Origin of the sequence: Pseudomonas syringae pv. tagetis (assembly GCF_022557255.1) — a bacterium.
GTDB classification, from domain to species: domain Bacteria; phylum Pseudomonadota; class Gammaproteobacteria; order Pseudomonadales; family Pseudomonadaceae; genus Aquipseudomonas; species Aquipseudomonas caricapapayae.
In genome coordinates this window covers 5187532-5212500 of record NZ_CP092923.1, presented here as the reverse complement: position 1 = coordinate 5212500, position 24969 = coordinate 5187532, and the positions used below count along the sequence as shown (strand labels likewise).

Annotated in this window: 21 protein-coding genes, 4 tRNA genes and 2 rRNA genes (1 of these 27 only partly in view); all 27 read left to right on the top strand. The window is 54.6% G+C overall.

The features are described from left to right. Positions 1-2106, top strand: a 23S ribosomal RNA gene (locus tag MME58_RS23325) (it extends 788 nt beyond the left edge of the window). 149 nt (positions 2107-2255) lie between these two features. Beyond that, positions 2256-2371, top strand: a 5S ribosomal RNA gene (gene rrf / locus MME58_RS23320). A 145-nt stretch (positions 2372-2516) separates the two neighbouring features. Next, positions 2517-3476 carry a bifunctional biotin--[acetyl-CoA-carboxylase] ligase/biotin operon repressor BirA gene (birA, locus tag MME58_RS23315; RefSeq protein ID WP_055004809.1) on the top strand — a complete coding sequence of 320 codons (960 nt, stop codon included), beginning with the start codon at positions 2517-2519 and terminating at the stop codon, positions 3474-3476. Further along, complete coding sequence (locus MME58_RS23310) at positions 3466-4215, top strand: pantothenate kinase (RefSeq protein ID WP_054987265.1); 750 nt, start codon at positions 3466-3468, stop codon at positions 4213-4215. The genes birA and MME58_RS23310 overlap by 11 nt, the downstream gene beginning before the upstream one ends. A gap of 7 nt (positions 4216-4222) precedes the next feature. Next, positions 4223-4651, top strand: a complete 429-nt coding sequence (locus tag MME58_RS23305; RefSeq protein ID WP_054987266.1) for a hypothetical protein — start codon at positions 4223-4225, stop codon at positions 4649-4651. A 142-nt stretch (positions 4652-4793) separates the two neighbouring features. Further along, positions 4794-4878: transfer RNA gene (locus MME58_RS23300), tRNA-Tyr, on the top strand. 24 nt (positions 4879-4902) lie between these two features. Beyond that, positions 4903-4976, top strand: a tRNA-Gly gene (locus MME58_RS23295). 26 nt (positions 4977-5002) lie between these two features. Further along, positions 5003-5078: transfer RNA gene (locus tag MME58_RS23290), tRNA-Thr, on the top strand. Between the two features lie 166 nt (positions 5079-5244). Further along, positions 5245-5320, top strand: a tRNA-Trp gene (locus MME58_RS23285). A 46-nt stretch (positions 5321-5366) separates the two neighbouring features. Further along, positions 5367-5735, top strand: coding sequence for a preprotein translocase subunit SecE (gene secE / locus MME58_RS23280; RefSeq protein WP_024961319.1), 369 nt, complete (start codon positions 5367-5369; stop codon positions 5733-5735). Positions 5736-5744: 9 nt separating this feature from the next. Continuing rightward, the gene (gene nusG / locus MME58_RS23275; protein ID WP_002555501.1) at positions 5745-6278 is read left to right on the top strand and encodes a transcription termination/antitermination protein NusG; all 534 of its coding nucleotides are present in this window, start codon (positions 5745-5747) and stop codon (positions 6276-6278) included. A gap of 118 nt (positions 6279-6396) precedes the next feature. Beyond that, complete coding sequence (gene rplK, locus MME58_RS23270) at positions 6397-6828, top strand: 50S ribosomal protein L11 (protein WP_055004808.1); 432 nt, start codon at positions 6397-6399, stop codon at positions 6826-6828. Further along, a complete protein-coding gene (gene rplA, locus MME58_RS23265; protein ID WP_055004807.1) occupies positions 6828-7523 on the top strand; it encodes a 50S ribosomal protein L1 in 696 nt (231 codons plus the stop codon). The genes rplK and rplA overlap by 1 nt, the downstream gene beginning before the upstream one ends. A gap of 203 nt (positions 7524-7726) precedes the next feature. Further along, a complete protein-coding gene (gene rplJ / locus MME58_RS23260; RefSeq protein ID WP_003431816.1) occupies positions 7727-8227 on the top strand; it encodes a 50S ribosomal protein L10 in 501 nt (166 codons plus the stop codon). A 79-nt stretch (positions 8228-8306) separates the two neighbouring features. Then, positions 8307-8672, top strand: coding sequence for a 50S ribosomal protein L7/L12 (gene rplL / locus MME58_RS23255; protein ID WP_002555497.1), 366 nt, complete (start codon positions 8307-8309; stop codon positions 8670-8672). Positions 8673-8893: 221 nt separating this feature from the next. Continuing rightward, positions 8894-12967: a DNA-directed RNA polymerase subunit beta gene (rpoB, locus tag MME58_RS23250; RefSeq protein WP_054987267.1), complete on the top strand. Its 4074-nt coding sequence runs from the start codon at positions 8894-8896 to the stop codon at positions 12965-12967. A 64-nt stretch (positions 12968-13031) separates the two neighbouring features. Continuing rightward, positions 13032-17231: a DNA-directed RNA polymerase subunit beta' gene (rpoC, locus tag MME58_RS23245; protein ID WP_054987268.1), complete on the top strand. Its 4200-nt coding sequence runs from the start codon at positions 13032-13034 to the stop codon at positions 17229-17231. Between the two features lie 200 nt (positions 17232-17431). Then, positions 17432-17803, top strand: coding sequence for a 30S ribosomal protein S12 (rpsL, locus tag MME58_RS23240; RefSeq protein WP_002555494.1), 372 nt, complete (start codon positions 17432-17434; stop codon positions 17801-17803). Between the two features lie 122 nt (positions 17804-17925). Beyond that, positions 17926-18396, top strand: a complete 471-nt coding sequence (gene rpsG / locus MME58_RS23235; RefSeq protein ID WP_002555493.1) for a 30S ribosomal protein S7 — start codon at positions 17926-17928, stop codon at positions 18394-18396. A gap of 30 nt (positions 18397-18426) precedes the next feature. Then, positions 18427-20532: an elongation factor G gene (fusA, locus tag MME58_RS23230; protein ID WP_004666356.1), complete on the top strand. Its 2106-nt coding sequence runs from the start codon at positions 18427-18429 to the stop codon at positions 20530-20532. A 31-nt stretch (positions 20533-20563) separates the two neighbouring features. Beyond that, a complete protein-coding gene (tuf, locus tag MME58_RS23225) occupies positions 20564-21757 on the top strand; it encodes an elongation factor Tu (protein WP_003369027.1) in 1194 nt (397 codons plus the stop codon). A gap of 141 nt (positions 21758-21898) precedes the next feature. After that, entirely contained in the window at positions 21899-22210 is a 312-nt protein-coding gene (gene rpsJ, locus MME58_RS23220; protein WP_002555491.1) for a 30S ribosomal protein S10, read from the top strand. Positions 22211-22291: 81 nt separating this feature from the next. Then, positions 22292-22927 (top strand): 50S ribosomal protein L3, encoded by a 636-nt coding sequence (gene rplC, locus MME58_RS23215; RefSeq protein ID WP_002555490.1) that lies wholly within the window; start codon positions 22292-22294, stop codon positions 22925-22927. 12 nt (positions 22928-22939) lie between these two features. Beyond that, positions 22940-23542: a 50S ribosomal protein L4 gene (gene rplD / locus MME58_RS23210; RefSeq protein WP_002555489.1), complete on the top strand. Its 603-nt coding sequence runs from the start codon at positions 22940-22942 to the stop codon at positions 23540-23542. Next, positions 23539-23838: a 50S ribosomal protein L23 gene (gene rplW / locus MME58_RS23205; protein WP_002555488.1), complete on the top strand. Its 300-nt coding sequence runs from the start codon at positions 23539-23541 to the stop codon at positions 23836-23838. Before rplD ends, rplW begins: the two co-directional genes overlap by 4 nt. Before the next feature lie 14 nt (positions 23839-23852). Then, positions 23853-24677, top strand: a complete 825-nt coding sequence (gene rplB / locus MME58_RS23200; protein WP_003317104.1) for a 50S ribosomal protein L2 — start codon at positions 23853-23855, stop codon at positions 24675-24677. Between the two features lie 16 nt (positions 24678-24693). Beyond that, complete coding sequence (gene rpsS / locus MME58_RS23195; protein ID WP_002555486.1) at positions 24694-24969, top strand: 30S ribosomal protein S19; 276 nt, start codon at positions 24694-24696, stop codon at positions 24967-24969.

Here is a 24969-nt window from a genome sequence, read left to right as displayed (position 1 = left end):
GGAGATAGCTGGTTCTCCTCGAAAGCTATTTAGGTAGCGCCTCATGTATCACTGTAGGGGGTAGAGCACTGTTTCGGCTAGGGGGTCATCCCGACTTACCAAACCGATGCAAACTCCGAATACCTACAAGTGCCGAGCATGGGAGACACACGGCGGGTGCTAACGTCCGTCGTGAAAAGGGAAACAACCCAGACCGTCAGCTAAGGTCCCAAAGTCATGGTTAAGTGGGAAACGATGTGGGAAGGCTTAGACAGCTAGGAGGTTGGCTTAGAAGCAGCCACCCTTTAAAGAAAGCGTAATAGCTCACTAGTCGAGTCGGCCTGCGCGGAAGATGTAACGGGGCTCAAACCATGCACCGAAGCTACGGGTATCATCTCAGGATGATGCGGTAGAGGAGCGTTCTGTAAGCCTGTGAAGGTGAGTTGAGAAGCTTGCTGGAGGTATCAGAAGTGCGAATGCTGACATGAGTAACGACAATGGGTGTGAAAAACACCCACGCCGAAAGACCAAGGTTTCCTGCGCAACGTTAATCGACGCAGGGTTAGTCGGTCCCTAAGGCGAGGCTGAAAAGCGTAGTCGATGGAAAACAGGTTAATATTCCTGTACTTCTGGTTATTGCGATGGAGGGACGGAGAAGGCTAGGCCAGCCTGGCGTTGGTTGTCCAGGTTTAAGGTGGTAGGCTGAGATCTTAGGTAAATCCGGGGTCTCAAGGCCGAGAGCTGATGACGAGTGTTCTTTTAGAACACGAAGTGGTTGATGCCATGCTTCCAAGAAAAGCTTCTAAGCTTCAGGTAACCAGGAACCGTACCCCAAACCGACACAGGTGGTTGGGTAGAGAATACCAAGGCGCTTGAGAGAACTCGGGTGAAGGAACTAGGCAAAATGGCACCGTAACTTCGGGAGAAGGTGCGCCGGTGAGGGTGAAGCATTTACTGCGTAAGCCCACGCCGGTCGAAGATACCAGGCCGCTGCGACTGTTTATTAAAAACACAGCACTCTGCAAACACGAAAGTGGACGTATAGGGTGTGACGCCTGCCCGGTGCCGGAAGGTTAATTGATGGGGTTAGCGCAAGCGAAGCTCTTGATCGAAGCCCCGGTAAACGGCGGCCGTAACTATAACGGTCCTAAGGTAGCGAAATTCCTTGTCGGGTAAGTTCCGACCTGCACGAATGGCGTAACGATGGCGGCGCTGTCTCCACCCGAGACTCAGTGAAATTGAAATCGCTGTGAAGATGCAGTGTATCCGCGGCTAGACGGAAAGACCCCGTGAACCTTTACTATAGCTTTGCACTGGACTTTGAATTTGCTTGTGTAGGATAGGTGGGAGGCTTTGAAGCGTGGACGCCAGTCTGCGTGGAGCCAACCTTGAAATACCACCCTGGCAACTTTGAGGTTCTAACTCAGGTCCGTTATCCGGATCGAGGACAGTGTATGGTGGGTAGTTTGACTGGGGCGGTCTCCTCCTAAAGAGTAACGGAGGAGTACGAAGGTGCGCTCAGACCGGTCGGAAATCGGTCGTAGAGTATAAAGGCAAAAGCGCGCTTGACTGCGAGACAGACACGTCGAGCAGGTACGAAAGTAGGTCTTAGTGATCCGGTGGTTCTGTATGGAAGGGCCATCGCTCAACGGATAAAAGGTACTCCGGGGATAACAGGCTGATACCGCCCAAGAGTTCATATCGACGGCGGTGTTTGGCACCTCGATGTCGGCTCATCACATCCTGGGGCTGAAGCCGGTCCCAAGGGTATGGCTGTTCGCCATTTAAAGTGGTACGCGAGCTGGGTTTAGAACGTCGTGAGACAGTTCGGTCCCTATCTGCCGTGGACGTTTGAGATTTGAGAGGGGCTGCTCCTAGTACGAGAGGACCGGAGTGGACGAACCTCTGGTGTTCCGGTTGTCACGCCAGTGGCATTGCCGGGTAGCTATGTTCGGAAAAGATAACCGCTGAAAGCATCTAAGCGGGAAACTTGCCTCAAGATGAGATCTCACTGGAACCTTGAGTTCCCTGAAGGGCCGTCGAAGACTACGACGTTGATAGGTTGGGTGTGTAAGCGCTGTGAGGCGTTGAGCTAACCAATACTAATTGCCCGTGAGGCTTGACCATATAACACCCAAGCAATCTGCGTGAGATGAGCAGATTGCGGTGACTGTGAAGATGACACGAACCGAAGGCTTGCGATCACGAACGCACCGAGCTATCACATACCCGATTTGCTGAAGCGCGCCGCAAGGCACGATTCGGTACCCGAATTTCTTGATGACCATAGAGCATTGGAACCACCTGATCCCATCCCGAACTCAGTAGTGAAACGATGTATCGCCGATGGTAGTGTGGGGTTTCCCCATGTGAGAGTAGGTCATCGTCAAGATTGAATTCCAGAAACCCTCATCGCTTACGCGTTGAGGGTTTTTGTTTTTCTGGTTCCCCCAAACCAACATGAAAACACGTTTTCGTTTCTATGCAGCATGTCTCTGCGTGGCTATGATGCGTGCCTCATTGCCAGGCGACTCTAAATGCTGACCTTGTTAAAGCTTCTTGCTGATGGTGCGTTCCATTCTGGACAGGTATTAGGCAATGCTCTGGGCATAAGCCGTAGTGCTGTCTGGAAGCAGCTTCAGCAGCTTGAGGTCGATCTGGGCATCGAGGTACATAAAGTGCGCGGGCGAGGTTATCGACTGGCTGCGCCCATCTCTCTCTTGAGTGCTGCTGGCATAGTGCAGTGCGGATTTCCTGCCAACTGGTCTGTGCGCACTTACGACACTATCGATTCAACCAACGCAGAGGCCGCGCGTCTGATTGCTCAAGGCGAGTCCATGCCTTTGCTGGTCGTGGCCGAGCAGCAAACTTCCGGAAGAGGGCGGCGTGGTCGCAAGTGGGTAAGCCCATTCGCTGAGAACCTGTATTACAGTCTGGTGCTGCGCATCGATGGCGGAATGCGCCAGTTGGAGGGGCTCAGTCTTTTGGTGGGTCTGGCGGTGATGAATGTGTTGCGCGACATGGGTGTACATGGTGCAGGCCTTAAATGGCCTAATGATGTGCTGGTCGGTAGGCAGAAGATTGCTGGCATCCTGCTGGAGCTTATAGGTGATCCGGCAGACGTCTGCCATGTCATCATCGGAATAGGCGTGAATGTGAATATGCGTTCATCCTTCGAAGTAGATCAGTTATGGACGTCCATTCGACTCGAAACAGGCAGTCTCATTGATCGCAATCAGATCGCGGCCCTTATAGGCAGTCAGCTCGATGCTCTTCTTGTGGTTCATCGCAAGGAAGGTTTTGCAGCTTTTCAGAAAGAATGGGAGCGCGGGCACCTGTGGCAGGGGGCGGCGGTAAAGTTGTTGTCAGGGATTCAGGAAGTGGAGGGAGTGGTGTTGGGGGTCGACTCGCTTGGGGCGCTAAGGCTTGAGGTCAGTGGTGTGGAAAAGAGCTTCAGTGGCGGCGAGCTCAGCCTGAGGTTACGAGATGATTCTTGAGCTCGATTGTGGCAACAGCTTTATCAAATGGCGGGTAACGGCGAAGCGTGACGCATCAGTGATCAGTGGCGGCGTTGTGGATTCAGATGCTGCCTTGCTGGAACATCTGAGTAATCTGCCTGGTGCATCATTCACTGACTGCCGTCTTGTAAGTGTTCGTAGCACTGAAGAAACGGCAAGGATGGTCGCTTTATTGGCTGATACCTTTTCCGTAATGCCGGTCTGCGCTATGCCTGCTCGTGAGCTTGCTGGTGTCACCAATGGCTACGACGACTTCGCACGTCTGGGCATGGATCGCTGGCTGGCGTTTGTTGGTGCTTACCATCTTGCAAGGGGCGCATGCCTGGTGATCGATCTCGGTACTGCGGTGACGTCTGACTTTGTGGACGCTATGGGCACGCACCTTGGCGGTTTTATTTGCCCTGGAATGCCCTTGATGCGCAATCAGTTGCGTACCCATACTCGTCGCATCAGGTATGACGACACGGAGGCTGAGAGAGCCTTGGCCCGCCTTGTTCCCGGTCGTGCGACTGCCGAGGCTGTAGAGCGTGGCTGTTCGTTGATGCTCAGAGGGTTTGCTATGACTCAGATCGAGATAGCCCGTGGGTACTGGGGGGGCGATTTTGCTGTTTTCGTGACTGGTGGAGATGCTGCTCTGGTTGCGGATGTGCTGCCAGGCGCTCGCATCGTTCCTGATCTGGTCTTCGTGGGTCTGGCTCTCGCTTGCCCTTTGCGTTGAGGTCTCTATGCGTTGGTTATTTCTTCTGCTGCTGATGCTTAATGCCTTTTATTACATCTGGCACCAGCAAGAGGCTCCACTGAGGGCCAAAGAGGTGATGCCCTTATCGTTGCACCGTGCCCCTCAGCAGGATATTCGCCTGCTCAGCGAATCGGATGCGGGGCGGGCGTCGCATGATGCCGATAGGAGGTGTCTTTACGTTGGTGGCTTTGTCAGACCAGAAGATGCTCGTCTGGTTGAGCAGCGTCTGAACAGCCTGGATATACAGTCTCAATTCCAGCCACTACAAACGAATGGGGCGACCGCCTACTGGCTAAAAATTACCCCGGAAAGTCGACGCCTTGTAGAGGCGGGTGTGATCAGCCAGCTGAGTCAGGATTTCCCTCAAATAAAAAATCAAATAATGTTATGCGAGGGCATTGCAACTGCTGATTAGTTTACATAGAATGGCGCCCGCTTCGCAGTGAGGTGAAAGTCTCGCGAACGAAGTGGTAGTAGTCAACGCATGTAACCTCAGGTTTTTACTGAGAAAAAGGTTGACAGAAGGGCAGCATGAGTTGAGAATGCTGCCTCGCTTAGGAGGGGTTCCCGAGCGGCCAAAGGGATCAGACTGTAAATCTGACGTCTACGACTTCGAAGGTTCGAATCCTTCCCCCTCCACCAGATTTAGCGCAAGCTGCAAATTGCGCGGGTATAGTTTAGTGGTAGAACCTCAGCCTTCCAAGCTGATGATGCGGGTTCGATTCCCGCTACCCGCTCCAAGCTTGCGGCTTATGCATTGTGTTTTGCTCTTGTAGCTCAGTTGGTAGAGCACACCCTTGGTAAGGGTGAGGTCAGCGGTTCAAATCCGCTCAAGAGCTCCATTGCTAAAGGCAGATATGAAAATATCTGCCTTTGTTTTAGGTGGGTCGGTTGCGCTTGACTTGCCTGATGTCTTGTTTAGATTCTGCTTTTGGGGCAGGCTGTTCTGAATAAGATGTTGAAAAACTCTCGTCAGGTCCGCATAATGGTCGGCCTGATTTTGCTTTTAGGTCAGTAGCTCAATTGGCAGAGCGACGGTCTCCAAAACCGTAGGTTGGGGGTTCGATTCCCTCCTGACCTGCCAGATTTCCTAGGTGTAATCTGGCTTTCTTTTCACAGGATCTCCGTAGATGAATCCCAAGGCTGAAGCATCAGACTCTCGCTTTGATATGCTGAAGTGGCTCCTGGTAGTCGTTTTGGTTGTCGTGGGTGTTGTCGGTAATCAGTATTATTCTGCTGAGCCGATCCTGTACCGTGTTCTCGCTCTCCTCGTGATTGCCGCTGTCGCTGCGTTTGTAGCGTTGCAAACCGGTAAGGGCAAGGCCTTTTTCGTTCTGGCGAAAGAGGCTCGCGCCGAGATTCGTAAAGTCGTATGGCCTACTCGCCAAGAAACCACTCAAACCACGTTGATCGTTGTGGCTGTTGTGCTGGTTATGGCGTTGCTGTTGTGGGGGCTTGATTCCCTGCTCGGCTGGCTTGTTTCCTTGATAGTTGGCTAAGGGTGTCCCGTGGCTAAGCGTTGGTACGTAGTGCATGCTTACTCGGGTTACGAGAAGCATGTCATGCGCTCGTTGATCGAGCGTGTGAAGCTGGCAGGCATGGAAGATGGCTTCGGCGAAATTCTGGTTCCCACTGAAGAAGTGGTCGAAATGCGTAATGGCCAGAAGCGCAAAAGCGAACGCAAGTTCTTCCCGGGTTATGTGCTTGTTCAGATGGATATGAATGAGGGTACTTGGCACTTGGTCAAGGACACTCCTCGCGTCATGGGCTTCATTGGCGGTACCGCTGACAAGCCTGCTCCGATCACCGACAAGGAAGCGGAAGCAATTCTGCGTCGTGTCGCAGACGGTAGCGACAAGCCGAAGCCTAAGACACTGTTCGAGCCGGGTGAGGTTGTTCGTGTGACCGACGGTCCGTTTGCTGATTTTAACGGTACGGTTGAAGAAGTTAACTACGAAAAGAGCCGGATTCAAGTGGCGGTGCTCATTTTCGGACGCTCTACCCCGGTAGAGTTGGAGTTCAGTCAGGTCGAAAAGGCATAACTGAGCTGGAATCCCATACCCCGCAGCCTAAGGCTGTGGGGTTTTTTCGTCACTGGGATATACGCGTAAGTAACCGGGGAGCCTTTATTGGCGCTTGAACCCGTAATTGGAGTGCCTCATGGCCAAGAAGATAACCGCATACATCAAGCTGCAAGTGAAAGCCGCTCAGGCTAACCCAAGCCCGCCAGTTGGTCCTGCTCTGGGTCAGCACGGTGTGAATATCATGGAATTCTGCAAAGCGTTCAACGCCCGTACTCAGGGTATTGAGCCAGGCTTGCCGACTCCAGTGATCATCACTGTGTACAGCGACCGTAGCTTCACTTTCGAAACAAAAAGTACCCCTGCATCGGTTCTGCTCAAGAAAGCTGCAGGCTTGATCAGCGGCTCGGCTCGCCCGAACACCGTTAAAGTTGGCACCGTGACTCGTGCTCAGCTGGAAGATATCGCTAAAGCAAAAAATGCGGATCTGACTGCAGCTGACATGGAAGCGGCCGTGCGTACCATCGCCGGTTCCGCTCGTAGCATGGGCCTTAACGTGGAGGGTGTGTAATGGCTAAGCTGACCAAGCGTCAAAAGGCAATCGCCAGCAAGGTCGAGGCTGGCAAGTCCTACAACTTCGTAGACGCTGCAGCCCTGCTGACCGAGCTGTCGACTGTCAAGTTCAGCGAGTCGGTAGACGTTGCTGTCAACCTGGGCGTTGATCCTCGTAAGTCCGACCAGGTCGTTCGTAGCGCTACCGTACTGCCGCACGGCACCGGTAAAACTGTACGCGTTGCAGTTTTCACCCAAGGTCCTGCTGCTGAAGCTGCTCTGGCTGCCGGTGCTGATCGCGTTGGTATGGATGATCTGGCCGCTGAAATGAAAGCTGGCGATCTGAACTATGACGTGGTTATCGCTTCCCCTGACGCAATGCGCGTTGTGGGTCAGTTGGGTCAGGTTCTCGGTCCTCGTGGCCTGATGCCTAACCCTAAAGTCGGCACTGTTACTCCTGACGTTGCGAACGCCGTCAAGAATGCCAAGGCTGGTCAGGTTCGTTATCGCACCGACAAAAACGGCATCATCCACACTTCCGTTGGCAAGGTCGGCTTCGATGCCGTCAAGCTGAAGGAAAACGTTGAAGCGCTGATCGCTGATCTGAAGCGTATCAAGCCAGCTTCTTCGAAAGGTATTTACGTCAAGCGCATCACCCTGAGCACCACTATGGGCCCAGGTCTGGTCATCGACCAGGGTTCGTTGGAAGCGTAAGACAAAAGCGGTACGGTGATTGACGCCGTACCCCTTTGAAAGATTGGGGTCCCTGCCTGGCGGGGGCTATCCAAGACCGTAGGCGACGCAAGTCTTAAACCTCAAGCCTACGCAGATGGTGCTCCCGGTTCCTTACCGAATCAGACACCAAAACGACATCTGGCTTCGGTCGGATGAAACGGTAACAAGCAGGAGTTAAACCCGTGGCAATTAAACTCGAAGACAAGAAGGCCATCGTCGCTGAAGTCAACGAGGCTGCCAAAGCTGGTCTGTCCGCTGTCGTGGCTGATGCCCGTGGTGTGACGGTCGGCGCTATGACCGGACTCCGTAAAGAGGCTCGTGAAGCTGGCGTTTACGTACGTGTTGTACGTAACACCCTGCTCAAGCGCGCTGTTGCTGACACTGAATTCAGTGTCCTCAACGACGTGTTCACTGGCCCGACCTTGATCGCGTTCTCCAATGAACATCCTGGCGCTGCTGCCCGTCTGTTCAAGGAATTCGCCAAAGGTCAGGACAAGTTCGAGATCAAGGCAGCTGCGTTCGAGGGCAAGTTCCTCGCAGCTAATCAGATCGATGTACTGGCAAGCCTGCCGACCCGTGACGAAGCAATTTCTCAGCTGATGAGCGTGATTCAAGGCGCTACCAGCAAGTTGGCTCGTACTCTGGCGGCTGTTCGCGACCAAAAAGAAGCAGCTGCAGCCTAAGGCTGAGTCAGATCTTTTCGCGTATTTTTGTTTATTTTGATGGTCGCGTAGGCCGTCCCCCAATTCAGGAAATTGAGTCATGTCCATCTCTCAAGACGATATCCTTAACGCCGTAGCTGAAATGTCCGTTCTGCAGGTTGTAGAGCTGATCAAGGCGTTCGAAGAGAAGTTTGGCGTTACCGCTGCTGCCGGCTCTGCTGGTCCAGCTGTTGCTGCTGCTGTTGTTGAAGAACAAACTGAATTCAACGTCATGCTGCTGGAAGCTGGCGAGAAGAAAGTTAACGTGATCAAGGCAGTACGTGAACTGACCGGTCTGGGTCTGAAAGAAGCCAAGGCAGTCGTTGACGGCGCGCCAGCAATGGTTCTGGAAGCTGTTGCCAAAGACGCAGCTGACAAAGCCAAAGCTACTCTGGAAGAAGCAGGCGCTAAAGTCGAGCTGAAATAAGCATCGATTTTGAGTGTCCAGCCCACGCGTTTAGCGAAAGGCTGATGGCTGGTGGCTTTTGCCACCGGCCTTTTTCCGTTATAGACGATTGGCGCTGTCAACGTTTGTAACGTGTGGTATCCACCGATGGCGGTGGCGCAAACCAAGGGGTTTGCAAGATTTTCTGGCTGCTTCCGTCGGGAGGGAGCCAAACAAGCAGGTGACCAAGCTGGGGAACGCTGATGGCTTACTCATATACTGAGAAAAAACGTATCCGCAAGGACTTTAGCAAGTTGCCGGACGTAATGGATGTGCCATATCTTTTGGCCATCCAGCTGGATTCGTATCGCGAATTCCTGCAGGCGGGAGCGACCAAAGATCAGTTCCGCGACGTCGGTCTGCATGCAGCCTTCAAATCCGTTTTCCCGATCATCAGCTACTCCGGCAATGCTGCGCTGGAGTATGTAGGTTATCGCTTGGGCGAACCGGCATTTGATGTCAAGGAATGCGTGCTGCGCGGTGTGACGTACGCAGTACCTCTGCGTGTCAAGGTCCGTCTGATCATTTTCGACAAAGAATCGTCGAACAAAGCGATCAAGGACATCAAAGAGCAAGAAGTCTACATGGGTGAAATCCCCCTGATGACTGAAAACGGTACCTTTGTAATCAATGGCACCGAGCGCGTTATCGTGTCTCAGCTTCACCGCTCGCCTGGCGTATTCTTCGACCACGACCGTGGCAAGACGCACAGCTCCGGTAAGCTGCTGTACTCCGCTCGTATCATTCCTTACCGCGGTTCGTGGCTGGACTTCGAGTTCGATCCGAAAGACTGCGTATTCGTCCGTATCGACCGTCGTCGCAAGCTGCCTGCGTCCGTACTTCTGCGCGCTCTGGGTTACACCACCGAGCAAGTGCTTGATGCTTTCTACACCACCAACGTATTCCATGTGCGCGGTGAAAACCTGAGCCTGGAACTGGTGCCTCAGCGCCTGCGTGGTGAAATTGCCGTTCTGGATATCCTGGACGACAAGGGCAAGGTCATTGTCGAGCAGGGTCGTCGTATCACTGCCCGTCACATCAACCAGCTGGAAAAGGCCGGGATTAAAGAACTGGAAGTGCCTCTGGACTACGTCCTGGGTCGTACTACAGCCAAGGTCATCGTGCATCCGGCAACCGGTGAGATCATTGCCGAGTGCAACACCGAGCTGAACACTGAAATCCTGGCCAAGATCGCCAAGGCTCAGGTTGTTCGCATCGAAACGTTGTACACCAACGACATCGACTGCGGTCCGTTCGTCTCCGACACACTGAAGATCGACTCCACCAGCAACCAACTGGAAGCGCTGGTCGAGATCTATCGCATGATGCGTCCTGGCGAGCCGCCAACCAAGGACGCCGCTGAAACACTGTTCAACAACCTGTTCTTCAGCCCTGAGCGCTACGACCTGTCTGCTGTAGGTCGTATGAAGTTCAACCGTCGTATCGGTCGTACCGAAATCGAAGGCTCGGGCGTGCTGTGCAAGGAAGACATCGTAGCGGTTCTCAAGACCCTCGTTGATATCCGCAACGGCAAAGGCATCGTCGATGACATCGACCACCTCGGTAACCGTCGCGTTCGTTGCGTTGGCGAGATGGCCGAGAACCAGTTCCGTGTAGGTCTGGTCCGTGTCGAGCGCGCTGTTAAAGAACGTCTGTCCATGGCAGAAAGCGAAGGCCTGATGCCTCAGGACCTGATCAACGCCAAACCTGTTGCGGCGGCGGTCAAGGAGTTCTTCGGTTCCAGCCAGCTTTCCCAGTTCATGGACCAGAACAACCCGCTGTCCGAGATCACGCACAAGCGTCGTGTTTCTGCACTCGGCCCTGGTGGTCTGACACGTGAGCGCGCCGGCTTTGAAGTTCGAGACGTTCACCCGACTCACTACGGCCGTGTGTGCCCGATCGAGACGCCTGAAGGTCCGAACATCGGTCTGATCAACTCCCTGGCGGCCTATGCCCGCACCAACCAGTACGGCTTCCTCGAGAGCCCGTACCGTGTGGTCAAGGAAGGTCTGGTCACCGAAGAGATCGTGTTCCTGTCGGCGATCGAAGAAGCGGACCACGTCATTGCCCAGGCTTCGGCCGCAATGAACGACAAGCAAGAGCTGATCGACGAGCTGGTTGCTGTGCGTCACTTGAACGAATTCACCGTCAAGGCGCCAGCCGATGTCACCCTGATGGACGTTTCGCCCAAGCAGGTCGTCTCGGTAGCTGCATCGCTGATTCCGTTCCTCGAGCACGATGACGCCAACCGTGCGTTGATGGGTTCGAACATGCAGCGTCAGGCTGTTCCAACTCTGCGTGCCGACAAGCCGCTGGTAGGTACTGGCATGGAGCGCAACGTTGCTCGCGACTCCGGCGTTTGCGTCGTGGCTCGTCGTGGTGGTGTGATCGACTCGGTTGATGCCAGCCGTATCGTTGTTCGCGTTGCCGATGATGAAGTTGAAACAGGTGAGGCGGGTGTAGACATCTACAACCTGACCAAATACACCCGTTCGAACCAGAATACCTGCATCAACCAGCGTCCGCTGGTCAGCAAGGGTGACCGTGTTCAGCGTAGCGACATCATGGCTGACGGCCCGTCCACCGATATGGGTGAACTGGCGCTGGGTCAGAACATGCGCATCGCGTTCATGGCCTGGAACGGTTTCAACTTCGAAGACTCCATCTGTCTTTCTGAGCGTGTTGTTCAGGAAGACCGCTTCACTACGATCCACATTCAGGAACTGACCTGCGTGGCGCGTGACACCAAGCTTGGGCCAGAGGAAATCACAGCTGACATCCCGAACGTGGGTGAAGCTGCTCTGAACAAGCTGGACGAAGCGGGTATCGTTTATGTAGGTGCCGAAGTCGGCGCCGGCGACATCCTGGTCGGTAAGGTCACTCCTAAGGGCGAGACCCAACTGACTCCGGAAGAAAAACTGTTGCGCGCGATCTTCGGTGAGAAGGCCAGCGACGTTAAAGACACTTCCTTGCGCGTACCAACCGGTACCAAAGGTACTGTCATTGACGTTCAGGTCTTTACCCGGGATGGTGTTGAGCGTGATGCGCGGGCCCTGTCCATCGAGAAGTCGCAACTCGACGAGATCCGCAAGGATCTGAACGAAGAGTTCCGTATTGTCGAAGGCGCTACTTTCGAACGTCTGCGCTCTGCGCTGGTGGGTCGTGTAGCCGAAGGCGGCGCTGGCCTCAAGAAGGGCCAGGAAATCACCAACGAAGTGCTCGATGGTCTTGAGCATGGTCAGTGGTTCAAGCTGCGCATGGCTGAAGATGCTCTCAACGAGCAGCTCGAAAAGGCTCAGGCTTACATCGTTGATCGTCGCCGTCTTCTGGATGACAAGTTCGAAGACAAGAAACGCAAACTGCAGCAGGGCGATGACCTGGCTCCAGGCGTTCTGAAAATCGTCAAGGTCTACCTGGCAATCCGTCGCCGCATCCAGCCGGGCGACAAGATGGCCGGTCGTCACGGTAACAAGGGTGTGGTCTCTGTGATCATGCCGGTTGAGGATATGCCGCACGATGCCAATGGCACGCCGGTTGATATCGTTCTCAACCCGCTGGGCGTACCTTCGCGTATGAACGTTGGTCAGATTCTCGAAACCCACCTGGGCCTCGCGGCCAAAGGTCTGGGCGAGAAGATCAACCGCATGCTAGAAGAGCAGCGTAAAGTTGCTGAGCTGCGTACGTTCCTCAACGAGATCTATAACGAAATCGGCGGTCGTCAGGAGTCTCTGGAAGACCTTACCGACAACGAAATTCTAGACCTCGCGAAGAACCTGCGTAACGGCGTACCAATGGCTACCCCGGTTTTCGACGGTGCCAAGGAAAGCGAAATCAAGGCAATGCTCAAGCTGGCAGATATGCCGGAAAGCGGCCAGATGCAGCTGTTCGATGGTCGTACCGGCAACAAGTTTGAACGTGCTGTAACGGTTGGCTACATGTACATGCTGAAGCTGAACCACTTGGTGGACGACAAGATGCACGCGCGTTCCACTGGTTCGTACAGCCTGGTTACCCAGCAGCCGCTGGGTGGTAAGGCACAGTTCGGTGGTCAGCGTTTCGGGGAGATGGAAGTGTGGGCGCTGGAAGCATATGGCGCGGCGTACACTCTGCAGGAAATGCTCACAGTGAAGTCGGACGATGTGAACGGTCGTACCAAGATGTACAAAAACATCGTGGACGGCGATCACCGTATGGAGCCGGGCATGCCCGAGTCTTTCAACGTGTTGATCAAAGAAATCCGTTCGCTCGGTATCGATATCGATCTGGAAACCGAATAACACGTGACGCGAATCGGGGGCAGGGCGGTACTGCCTGCTCCCTGCTCCGCCAGGAGGAAAAGCCTTGAAAGACCTACTGAATTTGCTGAAAAACCAGGGTCAAGTCGAAGAGTTCGACGCAATCCGTATCGGACTTGCATCGCCTGAGATGATCCGCTCTTGGTCGTTCGGTGAAGTTAAAAAGCCGGAAACCATCAACTACCGTACGTTCAAGCCTGAGCGTGACGGTCTGTTTTGCGCCAAAATCTTTGGCCCGGTAAAAGATTACGAGTGCCTGTGCGGCAAGTACAAGCGCCTGAAGCACCGCGGTGTCATCTGCGAAAAATGCGGTGTTGAAGTGGCTCTGGCCAAGGTTCGTCGCGAGCGTATGGCTCACATCGAACTGGCTTCGCCGGTTGCGCACATCTGGTTCCTGAAATCGCTGCCGTCCCGTATCGGCCTGCTGATGGACATGACCCTGCGTGATATCGAACGTGTTCTCTACTTCGAGAGCTATGTCGTTATCGATCCAGGCATGACTACCCTTGAAAAAGGCCAACTGCTGAACGACGAGCAGTATTTCGAAGCGCTTGAAGAGTTCGGTGACGACTTCGACGCCCGTATGGGTGCCGAGGCTGTTCGCGAGCTGCTGCACGCTATTGATCTGGAGCACGAGATTGGCCGTCTGCGCGAAGAAATTCCGCAAACCAATTCCGAGACCAAAATCAAGAAGCTGTCCAAGCGTCTGAAATTGATGGAAGCCTTCCAGGGTTCCGGCAACCTTCCTGAGTGGATGGTGCTGACCGTTCTGCCGGTTCTGCCGCCAGATCTGCGTCCTCTGGTTCCGCTTGACGGTGGCCGTTTCGCGACGTCCGACCTCAACGATCTGTATCGTCGAGTGATCAACCGTAACAACCGTCTGAAACGCCTGCTGGATCTGTCTGCTCCCGATATCATCGTGCGCAACGAAAAGCGCATGCTGCAGGAAGCGGTCGATGCCCTGCTCGATAACGGCCGTCGCGGTCGTGCGATCACAGGTTCGAACAAGCGTCCTCTGAAATCCCTGGCTGACATGATCAAGGGTAAGCAAGGTCGTTTCCGTCAGAACTTGCTCGGCAAGCGTGTTGACTACTCGGGCCGTTCGGTAATTACCGTAGGTCCGACCCTGCGTCTGCACCAGTGCGGTCTGCCGAAGAAGATGGCTCTCGAGCTGTTCAAGCCGTTCATTTTCGGCAAGCTGGAAATGCGTGGCCTGGCTACGACCATCAAAGCTGCCAAGAAGATGGTCGAGCGCGAGCTGCCAGAGGTCTGGGACGTTCTCGCTGAAGTGATCCGCGAACACCCGGTGCTGCTGAACCGTGCGCCGACGCTTCACCGTCTGGGCATCCAGGCGTTTGAGCCGGTACTGATCGAAGGTAAGGCTATTCAACTGCACCCGCTGGTCTGTGCTGCCTACAACGCCGACTTCGACGGTGACCAGATGGCCGTTCACGTGCCTCTGACGCTGGAAGCTCAGCTGGAAGCGCGCGCGCTGATGATGTCGACCAACAACATTCTGTCGCCAGCCAACGGTGAGCCAATCATCGTTCCTTCGCAGGACGTTGTATTGGGTCTGTATTATATGACTCGTGAAGCGATCAACGCCAAGGGCGAAGGTCGTGTGTTTGCCGATCTGCAGGAAGTCGACCGCGTATTCCGCGCCGGCGAAGCGGCTCTGCATGCCAAGGTCAAGGTTCGTATCCACGAAACGGTCAACGACCGTGACGGTGGCAGCGTCAAGAACACCCGTATTGTCGACACTACTGTTGGCCGTGCGCTGCTGTTCCAGGTGGTTCCGGCCGGCCTGTCCTACGACGTCGTCAACCAGCCTATGAAGAAGAAAGCGATCTCCAAGCTGATCAACCAGTGCTACCGCGTGGTTGGTCTGAAAGAGACCGTTATCTTTGCTGACCAGTTGATGTACACCGGTTTTGCCTACTCGACTATTTCGGGTGTTTCCATCGGCGTTAACGATTTCGTTATCCCGGATGAAAAAGCTCGCATCATCGACGCGGCCACTGAAGAAGTTAAAGAGATCGAAAGTCAGTACGCCTCCGGCCTGGTCACCCAGGGCGAGAAGTACAACAAGGTGATCGACCTCTGGTCCAAGGCCAACGACGAAGTTTCCAAGGCAATGATGTCGAACCTCTCGAAAGAGAAGGTCATCGATCGTCATGGCGTCGAAGTTGACCAGGAATCCTTCAACTCGATGTACATGATGGCTGACTCCGGTGCGCGTGGTTCTGCTGCCCAGATTCGTCAGTTGGCGGGTATGCGTGGTCTCATGGCCAAGCCTGACGGCTCCATCATTGAAACGCCGATCACCGCGAACTTCCGTGAAGGTTTGAGCGTACTTCAGTACTTCATCTCTACTCACGGTGCTCGTAAGGGTCTTGCGGATACGGCATTGAAGACCGCCAACTCCGGTTATCTGACTCGCCGTCTGGTAGACGTGGCTCAGGATCTGGTGGTTACCGAGGTGGATTGCGGTACCGAGCACGGTCTGCTGATGACTCCGCACATTGAAGGCGGCGACGTTGTAGAGCCGCTGGGTGAGCGCGTACTGGGTCGAGTTATCGCCCGTGACGTGTTCAAGCCGGGCACAGAAGACGTCATCGTGCCTGCTGGCACACTGGTCGACGAGAAGTGGGTCGAGTTCATCGAGCTGAACAGCATTGACGAAGTGATCGTTCGTTCGCCAATCAGCTGTGAAACCCGCTACGGCATCTGCGCCAAGTGCTACGGTCGCGACCTGGCTCGTGGTCACCAGGTCAACATCGGTGAAGCTGTCGGCGTAATCGCTGCACAGTCGATCGGTGAGCCAGGTACCCAGCTGACAATGCGTACGTTCCACATTGGTGGTGCGGCAAGCCGGACCTCGGCAGCCGACAGCGTTCAGGTGAAGAATGGCGGTACTGTCCGTCTGCACAACCTGAAGCACGTCGAGCGTGTTGACGGTCACCTGGTTGCGGTATCCCGCTCCGGTGAACTGGCAATTGCCGATGACTTCGGTCGCGAGCGTGAGCGTTACAAGCTGCCATACGGTGCTGTGATTTCGGTGAAGGAAGGCGACAAGGTCGACGCTGGCTCAATCGTAGCCAAGTGGGACCCGCACACTCACCCGATCGTTACCGAGATGAAAGGTACTGTTACCTACGTCGGCATGGAAGAAGGCATCACGATCAAGCGTCAGACAGACGAATTGACCGGTATGACCAACATTGAAGTGCTTGATGCCAAAGACCGTCCGGCTGCCGGCAAGGACATCCGTCCTGCCGTGAAGATGGTGGGTCTGGATGGCAAGGATCTGCTGCTGCCTGGTACTGACGTACCGGCCCAGTACTTCCTGCCTGCGAACGCCCTGGTCGGTGTTGCCGACGGTGCGCAGATCGCGATCGGTGATGTTATCGCTCGTATTCCTCAGGAAACTTCGAAAACTCGTGACATCACCGGTGGTCTGCCGCGTGTTGCCGACCTGTTCGAAGCGCGTCGTCCGAAAGAGGCGTCGATCCTTGCAGAAGTCAGCGGTACCATCGCGTTCGGCAAAGAGACCAAGGGCAAGCGCCGTCTGGTCATTACCCCGAACGATGGCAGCGATCCGTACGAGGAGCTGATTCCGAAGTGGCGTCACCTGAACGTCTTCGAAGGCGAGCAAGTGAACCGCGGCGAAGTAATCTCCGACGGTCCTAGCGATCCACACGACATCTTGCGTCTGTTGGGTGTGAGTGCGCTGGCCAAGTACATCGTCAACGAGATTCAGGACGTATACCGTCTGCAGGGCGTGAAAATCAACGACAAGCACATCGAGACGATTCTGCGTCAGATGCTGCGCAAGGTTGAGATTGCCGAGTCTGGCGATTCCAGTTTCATCAAGGGCGACCAGATGGAATTGACTCACGTTCTGGTAGAGAACGAGCGTCTGAGCACGGAAGACAAATTTGTTTCCAAGTTCACTCGCGTGTTGCTGGGTATCACCAAGGCATCGCTGTCCACCGAATCGTTCATCTCCGCGGCCTCCTTCCAGGAGACAACCCGCGTACTGACCGAAGCGGCTGTGACCGGCAAGCGCGATTACCTGCGCGGCCTGAAGGAAAACGTGGTCGTGGGTCGTCTGATCCCGGCCGGTACCGGTCTGGCTTATCACAGCGAGCGCAAGCGTCGTCGTGAAATGGACAAACCGATGCGTGTCAGCGCGAGCGAAGTAGAAGCCGCTCTGACTGAAGCGTTGAACTCCAGCGGTAACTGAGACTAGAGCCTCGGCATTTTTCACCGGGCAGGCAGCACGTTTTTCGTGTTGTTTGCGCGGTGAGGACGTCGGGGCTTTGTCTTGACTGGGGGCGGGATCCTCTTTAGACTCTTGTACCCCTAAATTTGGCGGGGCTTGTGCCCTGTCATTTGCTTTTCTTGTAAGACAATAGCGTCGCAAGACAACAGTGGAGCTAGTAGATGGCAACTATCAACCAGCTGGTACGTCAGCCGCGTAAGCGTATCGTCGAGAAATCCGACGTGCCTGCGCTGCAGAACTGCCCGCAACGTCGCGGTGTGTGCACTCGTGTGTACACCACCACGCCGAAAAAACCTAACTCGGCATTGCGTAAAGTCTGCCGTGTGCGCCTGACCAACGGTTTCGAGGTTTCCTCGTACATCGGCGGTGAAGGTCACAACCTGCAAGAGCACAGCGTGGTACTGATTCGTGGCGGTCGTGTAAAAGACTTGCCAGGTGTTCGTTATCACACCGTTCGTGGTTCTCTGGATACTTCCGGCGTTAAAGGCCGTAACCAGGGTCGCTCGAAATACGGTACCAAGAAGCCTAAGTAGTTTTTGGCTTCTATTTGAAATTGCAGATTTCTATTTTTCTGAGTCGATAAGAGTAAGGTCGGGCGCATCCCTTGCAGGATGGTGGTCCCGAGCTAACCTGAAGACCGTTTGAGGGCTTATCCATGCCAAGAAGACGCGTAGCAGCCAAGCGCGAAGTGCTTGACGATCCAAAATACGGCAGCCAGATCCTGGCCAAGTTCATGAACCACGTGATGGAAAGCGGCAAGAAAGCCGTTGCCGAACGTATCGTTTATGGCGCGCTGGAAAAGGTTAAAGAACGCAAGAACAGCGACCCCCTGGAAATCTTCGAGAAAGCTCTCGACGCCATCGCTCCGCTGGTCGAAGTAAAGTCGCGCCGTGTAGGCGGTGCTACTTACCAGGTTCCTGTCGAAGTTCGTCCGTCCCGTCGTAATGCTCTGGCAATGCGTTGGCTGGTAGACTTCGCGCGCAAGCGCGGTGAGAAGTCAATGGCGCTGCGTTTGGCTGGCGAACTGCTGGACGCCGCCGAAGGTAAAGGTGCTGCGGTCAAGAAGCGTGAAGACGTGCACCGTATGGCTGAGGCCAACAAGGCTTTCTCGCACTACCGCTTCTAATTTCAGCGTCACTAATTTTGCGAGGGCTTTATGGCTCGTACTACTCCGATTGGCCGCTACCGTAACATTGGTATCGTTGCTCACGTGGATGCTGGTAAAACCACCACCACCGAGCGCGTCCTTTTTTACACCGGCAAAAGCCACAAAATGGGCGAGGTGCATGACGGCGCCGCGACCACGGACTGGATGGTTCAGGAGCAGGAGCGTGGTATTACCATTACTTCTGCTGCTATTACTGCCTTCTGGCAGGGTTCCGAGAAGCAACACAAAGACCAATACCGTTTCAACGTTATTGACACCCCGGGCCACGTTGACTTCACAATTGAAGTTGAGCGTTCCCTGCGTGTACTCGACGGCGCGGTCGTTGTGTTCTGTGGTACTTCCGGCGTAGAGCCGCAGTCCGAAACCGTATGGCGTCAAGCCAACAAGTACGGTGTTCCACGTATCGTTTACGTGAACAAGATGGACCGTGCGGGTGCGAACTTCCTGCGCGTAATCGCTCAGATCAAGCAGCGTCTGGGTCACACCCCGGTGCCGATCCAGCTGGCCATTGGTGCCGAAGACAACTTCCAGGGTCAGATCGATCTGATGTCGATGGAAGCTGTTTACTGGAACGATGCCGACAAGGGTATGGTTCCTCGTCGTGAGCCTATCCCTGCCGAGCTGCAGGAACTGGCTGACGAGTGGCGCAGCAACATGGTTGAGGCTGCGGCCGAAGCCAGTGAAGAGCTGATGAACAAGTACCTTGAAGGTGAAGAGCTCACCAACGAGGAGATCAAGGCTGCTCTGCGTCAGCGTACTATCGCTGGTGAGATCGTTCTTGCTGTTTGCGGTTCTTCCTTCAAGAACAAGGGTGTTCCCCTGGTTCTCGATGCCGTGATCGACTATCTGCCGGCTCCGACCGACATTCCAGCTATCAAGGGTTCCGATCCTGATAACGAAGAAGTCCTGATGGAGCGTCATGCAGACGACAACGAGCCGTTTTCGGCTCTGGCGTTCAAGATCGCTACCGACCCATTCGTGGGTACCCTGACCTTCGTTCGCGTTTACTCGGGCGTATTGGCATCCGGCGACGGCGTGATCAACTCGGTCAAGGGCAAGAAAGAGCGTGTGGGTCGTATGGTGCAGATGCACGCAAACGCCCGTGAAGAAATCAAGGAAGTACGCGCTGGTGACATCGCGGCCTTGATCGGCATGAAGGACGTCACCACTGGTGAAACCTTGTGCAACGCTGACAAGCCAATCATTCTGGTTCGTATGGACTTCCCGGAGCCGGTTATTTCGGTTGCCGTTGAGCCAAAAACCAAGGATGACCAGGAAAAAATGGGTATCGCACTGGGCAAGCTTGCTCAGGAAGACCCGTCTTTCCGCGTCAAAACTGATGAAGAGACTGGTCAAACGATCATCTCTGGCATGGGCGAGCTGCACCTGGACATCCTGGTTGACCGGATGCGCCGTGAGTTCAATGTCGAAGCCAACATCGGCAAGCCGCAGGTTTCCTATCGTGAGCGCATCACGAAGAATTGTGAAATCGAAGGCAAGTTCGTTCGTCAATCCGGCGGTCGTGGCCAGTTTGGTCATTGCTGGATCCGTTTTGCACCTGCTGACGAAGGTCAGGAAGGTCTGCAATTCGTAAACGAAGTGGTAGGTGGTGTTGTTCCCAAGGAATACATCCCGGCTATCCAGAAGGGTATCGAAGAGCAGATGAAGAACGGCGTTGTTGCCGGCTATCCGCTGATCGGCCTGAAGGCTACCGTGTTTGATGGTTCCTACCATGACGTCGACTCGAACGAGATGGCGTTTAAGGTGGCTGCTTCCATGGCGACCAAGCAACTGGCCCAGAAGGGCGGTGGTGAGCTGCTTGAGCCGATCATGGCAGTAGAGGTTGTTACGCCTGAAGACTATATGGGTGACGTGATGGGCGATCTTAACCGTCGTCGCGGCATGATTCTGGGTATGGAAGATACGGTTTCCGGCAAAGTAATTCGTGCCGAGGTTCCGTTGGGTGAGATGTTCGGTTATGCGACCGACGTTCGCTCCATGTCCCAGGGTCGCGCAAGCTACTCTATGGAATTCAAAAAATACAATACAGCTCCGTCGCACATCGTCGAAACTGTAACCAAAAAACAAGGCTGATTCAGCGCCTTTAGGCTAGGAGTTATTTGTCGTGGCTAAAGAAAAATTTGATCGTTCCCTCCCGCACGTCAACGTTGGCACCATTGGTCACGTTGACCACGGTAAAACCACGCTGACCGCTGCTCTGACTCGCGTCTGCTCCGAAGTTTTCGGTTCGGCTGCTGTCGAATTCGACAAGATCGACAGCGCACCGGAAGAAAAGGCTCGTGGTATTACCATCAATACCGCGCACGTCGAATACAAATCGTTGATCCGTCACTACGCTCACGTTGACTGCCCAGGTCACGCTGACTACGTGAAGAACATGATTACTGGTGCTGCCCAGATGGACGGCGCGATTCTGGTTTGTTCGGCCGCTGATGGTCCGATGCCACAAACCCGTGAGCACATCCTGCTGTCCCGTCAGGTTGGCGTTCCGTACATCGTGGTCTTCCTGAACAAGGCTGACTTGGTAGACGACGCTGAGCTGCTGGAACTGGTTGAGATGGAAGTGCGCGATCTGCTCAGCACTTACGACTTCCCAGGTGACGACACTCCGATCATCATCGGTTCTGCTCGTATGGCTCTGGAGGGCAAAGACGATAACGAAATGGGCACCACTGCCGTTCGTAAACTGGTTGAAACTCTGGACAGCTACATCCCAGAGCCAGTTCGTCTGACTGACAAGCCATTCCTGATGCCAATCGAAGACGTATTCTCGATCTCCGGTCGTGGTACTGTTGTGACTGGTCGTATCGAGCGCGGTATCGTCAAGGTTCAGGATCCGCTGGAAATCGTTGGTCTGCGTGACACTACCGTCACCACCTGCACCGGTGTTGAAATGTTCCGCAAACTGCTCGACGAAGGTCGTGCTGGCGAGAACTGCGGCGTTCTGCTGCGTGGCACCAAGCGTGACGACGTTGAGCGTGGTCAGGTTCTGGTCAAGCCAGGTACCGTCAAGCCGCACACTCAGTTCGAAGCTGAAATCTATGTTCTGAGCAAAGAAGAAGGCGGTCGTCACACTCCGTTCTTCAAGGGCTACCGTCCACAGTTCTACTTCCGTACTACCGACGTAACCGGTAGCTGCGAACTGCCGGAAGGCGTAGAAATGGTTATGCCAGGTGATAACGTTAAAGTTTCCGTTACCCTGATCAAGCCAATCGCAATGGAAGATGGTCTGCGTTTCGCAATCCGTGAAGGCGGTCGTACCGTCGGCGCTGGCGTCGTGGCCAAAATCATCGCGTAAGCGTTGAGTCCCAAAAAAAGCCCCCGCACTGCGGGGGCTTTTTTATTGGGTTGACACCTTGTTAGGTCGTCTATAGAATTGCGCCTCCTTTTAACGGGCGTATTGCGCTCGGTGGGAACAGCAATCTGGAGTCTGAATCCAATGCAAAACCAGCAAATCCGTATCAGGTTGAAGGCTTTTGACCATCGCCTGATCGACCAATCAACCCAGGAAATCGTGGAAACCGCGAAACGTACTGGTGCACAGGTGCGTGGTCCGATTCCACTGCCGACTCGTAAAGAGCGGTTCACCGTTCTGGTTTCTCCGCACGTCAACAAAGACGCGCGCGACCAGTATGAGATCCGTACTCACAAGCGTGTTCTGGACATTGTCCAGCCAACGGAAAAAACCGTTGATGCGCTTATGAAGCTTGATCTTGCGGCCGGTGTGGAAGTTCAGATCAGCCTCGGCTAAGACTTGGGTCTTAGTCGTGTAACGCTCTGAAATGGGCGGCCATAGCGGGTGAAAGCCCCGTACACTCATGAGGTTTACAACATGACTATTGGTGTAGTCGGTCGTAAATGCGGTATGACCCGTATTTTCACCGAAGAAGGTGTCTCCATTCCGGTCACGGTCATTGAGATCGAGCCGAATCGCGTCACTCAGTTCAAAACCGAAGAAACCGATGGCTATCGTGCAGTGCAAGTCACTGTCGGCGAGCGTCGCGCTTCGCGTGTTACAGCCGCTCAGGCTGGCCACTTCGCTAAAGCGAACGTTGCCGCCGGTCGTACCGTCATGGAATTCCGTCTTGAAGAAGGCGACTACCAGGCTGGCGATCAGATCAACGCTGAAATCTTCGCCGCTGGTCAACTGGTTGATGTAACCGGTCAGTCCAAGGGTAAAGGCTTCCAGGGTACGATCAAGCGTTGGAATTTCCGTGGTCAAGACAATACCCATGGTAACTCCGTCTCCCACCGCGTCCCAGGCTCTATCGGCCAGTGCCAGACTCCTGGTCGTGTATTCAAGGGCAAAAAAATGTCCGGTCATATGGGCGCTGAGCGCGTGACCGTGCAGTCCCTGGAAGTAGTGCGCGTGGACGCTGAACGCAATCTGTTGTTGGTCAAGGGTGCTGTTCCTGGCGCTACTGGCGGCAACCTGGTTGTACGTCCGGCAGCCAAGGCTCGCGGTTAAGGGGAAGCTGACATGCAATTAAATGTAAATGACGCTCAGGCAATCGAAGTTTCCGAACTGACATTTGGCGGCGAATTCAACGAGACGCTGGTTCACCAGGCAGTCGTGGCCTACATGGCTGGCGGTCGTCAGGGTAGCAAGCAGCAAAAGACCCGTTCCGACGTTCGTGGTGGCGGCAAGCGCCCTTGGCGTCAGAAAGGTACTGGCCGTGCTCGTGCCGGTACCATTCGTAGCCCAATCTGGCGCGGCGGCGGTACCACTTTCGCAGCTCGTCCTCAGGATCACACTCAGAAGCTCAACAAGAAGATGTATCGCGCAGCTCTGCGCTCCATCCTTGCTGAACTGGTTCGTACTGATCGTCTGGTCGTGGTTCAGGACTTCGCTGTTGAAGCACCGAAAACCAAAGATCTGCTGAACAAGCTGACTGGCATGGGTCTGACTGACGTCCTGATCGTGTCTGACGCTGTTGACCAGAATCTGTACCTGGCTGCTCGCAACCTGCCGCACGTTGATGTACGTGACGTTCAAGGTTCCGATCCAGTTAGTCTGATCGCATACGACAAAGTGTTGATCACTGTGTCGGCCGTGAAGAAATTCGAGGAGCTGCTGGGATGAACCAGGAACGCGTATTTAAAGTTCTGCTTGGCCCGCACGTTTCCGAAAAGGCTACGGTTCTTGCAGACAAAAAAGGTCAGTTCGTTTTCAAGGTTGCTACTGACGCAACCAAGCTGGAAATCAAGAAGGCCGTCGAAAGCCTGTTCAGCGTGAAAGTAGAGCGTGTTACTACCCTGAATGTTCTGGGTAAGAGCAAGCGCACTGCTCGCGGTCTGGGCAAGCGTAATGACTGGAAGAAGGCAGTTATCTCCCTTCAGCCAGGCCAAGATCTCGATTTCAGCAGCAGTGCTGAGTAAGGAAGGGGTGCATCATGGCAATCGTTAAATGCAAACCGACTTCCCCTGGCCGCCGTTTTGTGGTCAAGGTGGTCAACCAGGAGCTGCATAAAGGCGCTCCTCACGCACCGCTGCTCGAGAAAAAATCGAAGTCTGGTGGTCGTAACAACAATGGTCGTATTACTACCCGCCATATCGGTGGTGGCCATAAGCAGCATTATCGTCTGGTCGATTTTCGTCGCAACGACAAGGATGGCATCGCTGCCACTGTCGAGCGTATCGAATACGATCCAAACCGTACTGCTCACATTGCTCTGCTGCTTTACGCAGACGGCGAGCGCCGCTACATCATCGCCCCTAAAGGCGTGAGTGCTGGCGACCAGCTCATTGCAGGTGCTCTGGCACCAATCAAGCCGGGCAACGCTCTTCAACTGCGCAACATTCCAGTTGGTAGCACCGTACACGGCATCGAATTGAAGCCAGGTAAAGGCGCGCAGATCGCTCGTTCCGCTGGTGCTTCTGCACAGCTGATCGCTCGTGAAGGTGTGTACGTAACCCTGCGTCTTCGCTCCGGTGAAATGCGTAAAGTACTGTCTGAGTGCCGTGCAACGCTGGGTGAAGTCTCGAACTCCGAGCACAGCCTTCGTTCGCTGGGTAAAGCCGGTGCCAAACGCTGGCGTGGCGTTCGCCCAACCGTTCGTGGTGTTGCCATGAACCCGGTTGACCACCCACATGGTGGTGGTGAAGGTCGTACCTCTGGTGGTCGTCATCCGGTATCGCCGTGGGGCTTCCCGACTAAGGGCGCGAAGACTCGTGGTAATAAGCGTACCGACAAAATGATCGTCCGTCGTCGCAAGTAAATAGAGGGATACGACAGTGCCACGTTCTCTGAAAAAAGGTCCTTTTATTGATCTTCACCTACTGAAGAAGATCGAAGTGGCGGCGGAAAAGAACGATCGCAAACCAGTTAAGACCTGGTCGCGTCGTTCGATGATCCTGCCACAAATGGTCGGTTTGACCATTGCAGTGCATAACGGTCGCCAGCATGTTCCAGTTCTCGTGAACGAAGACATGGTCGGCCATAAACTAGGCGAGTTTGCCGGTACCCGTACATATCGTGGGCACGTGGCAGACAAGAAAGCCAAGCGTTAA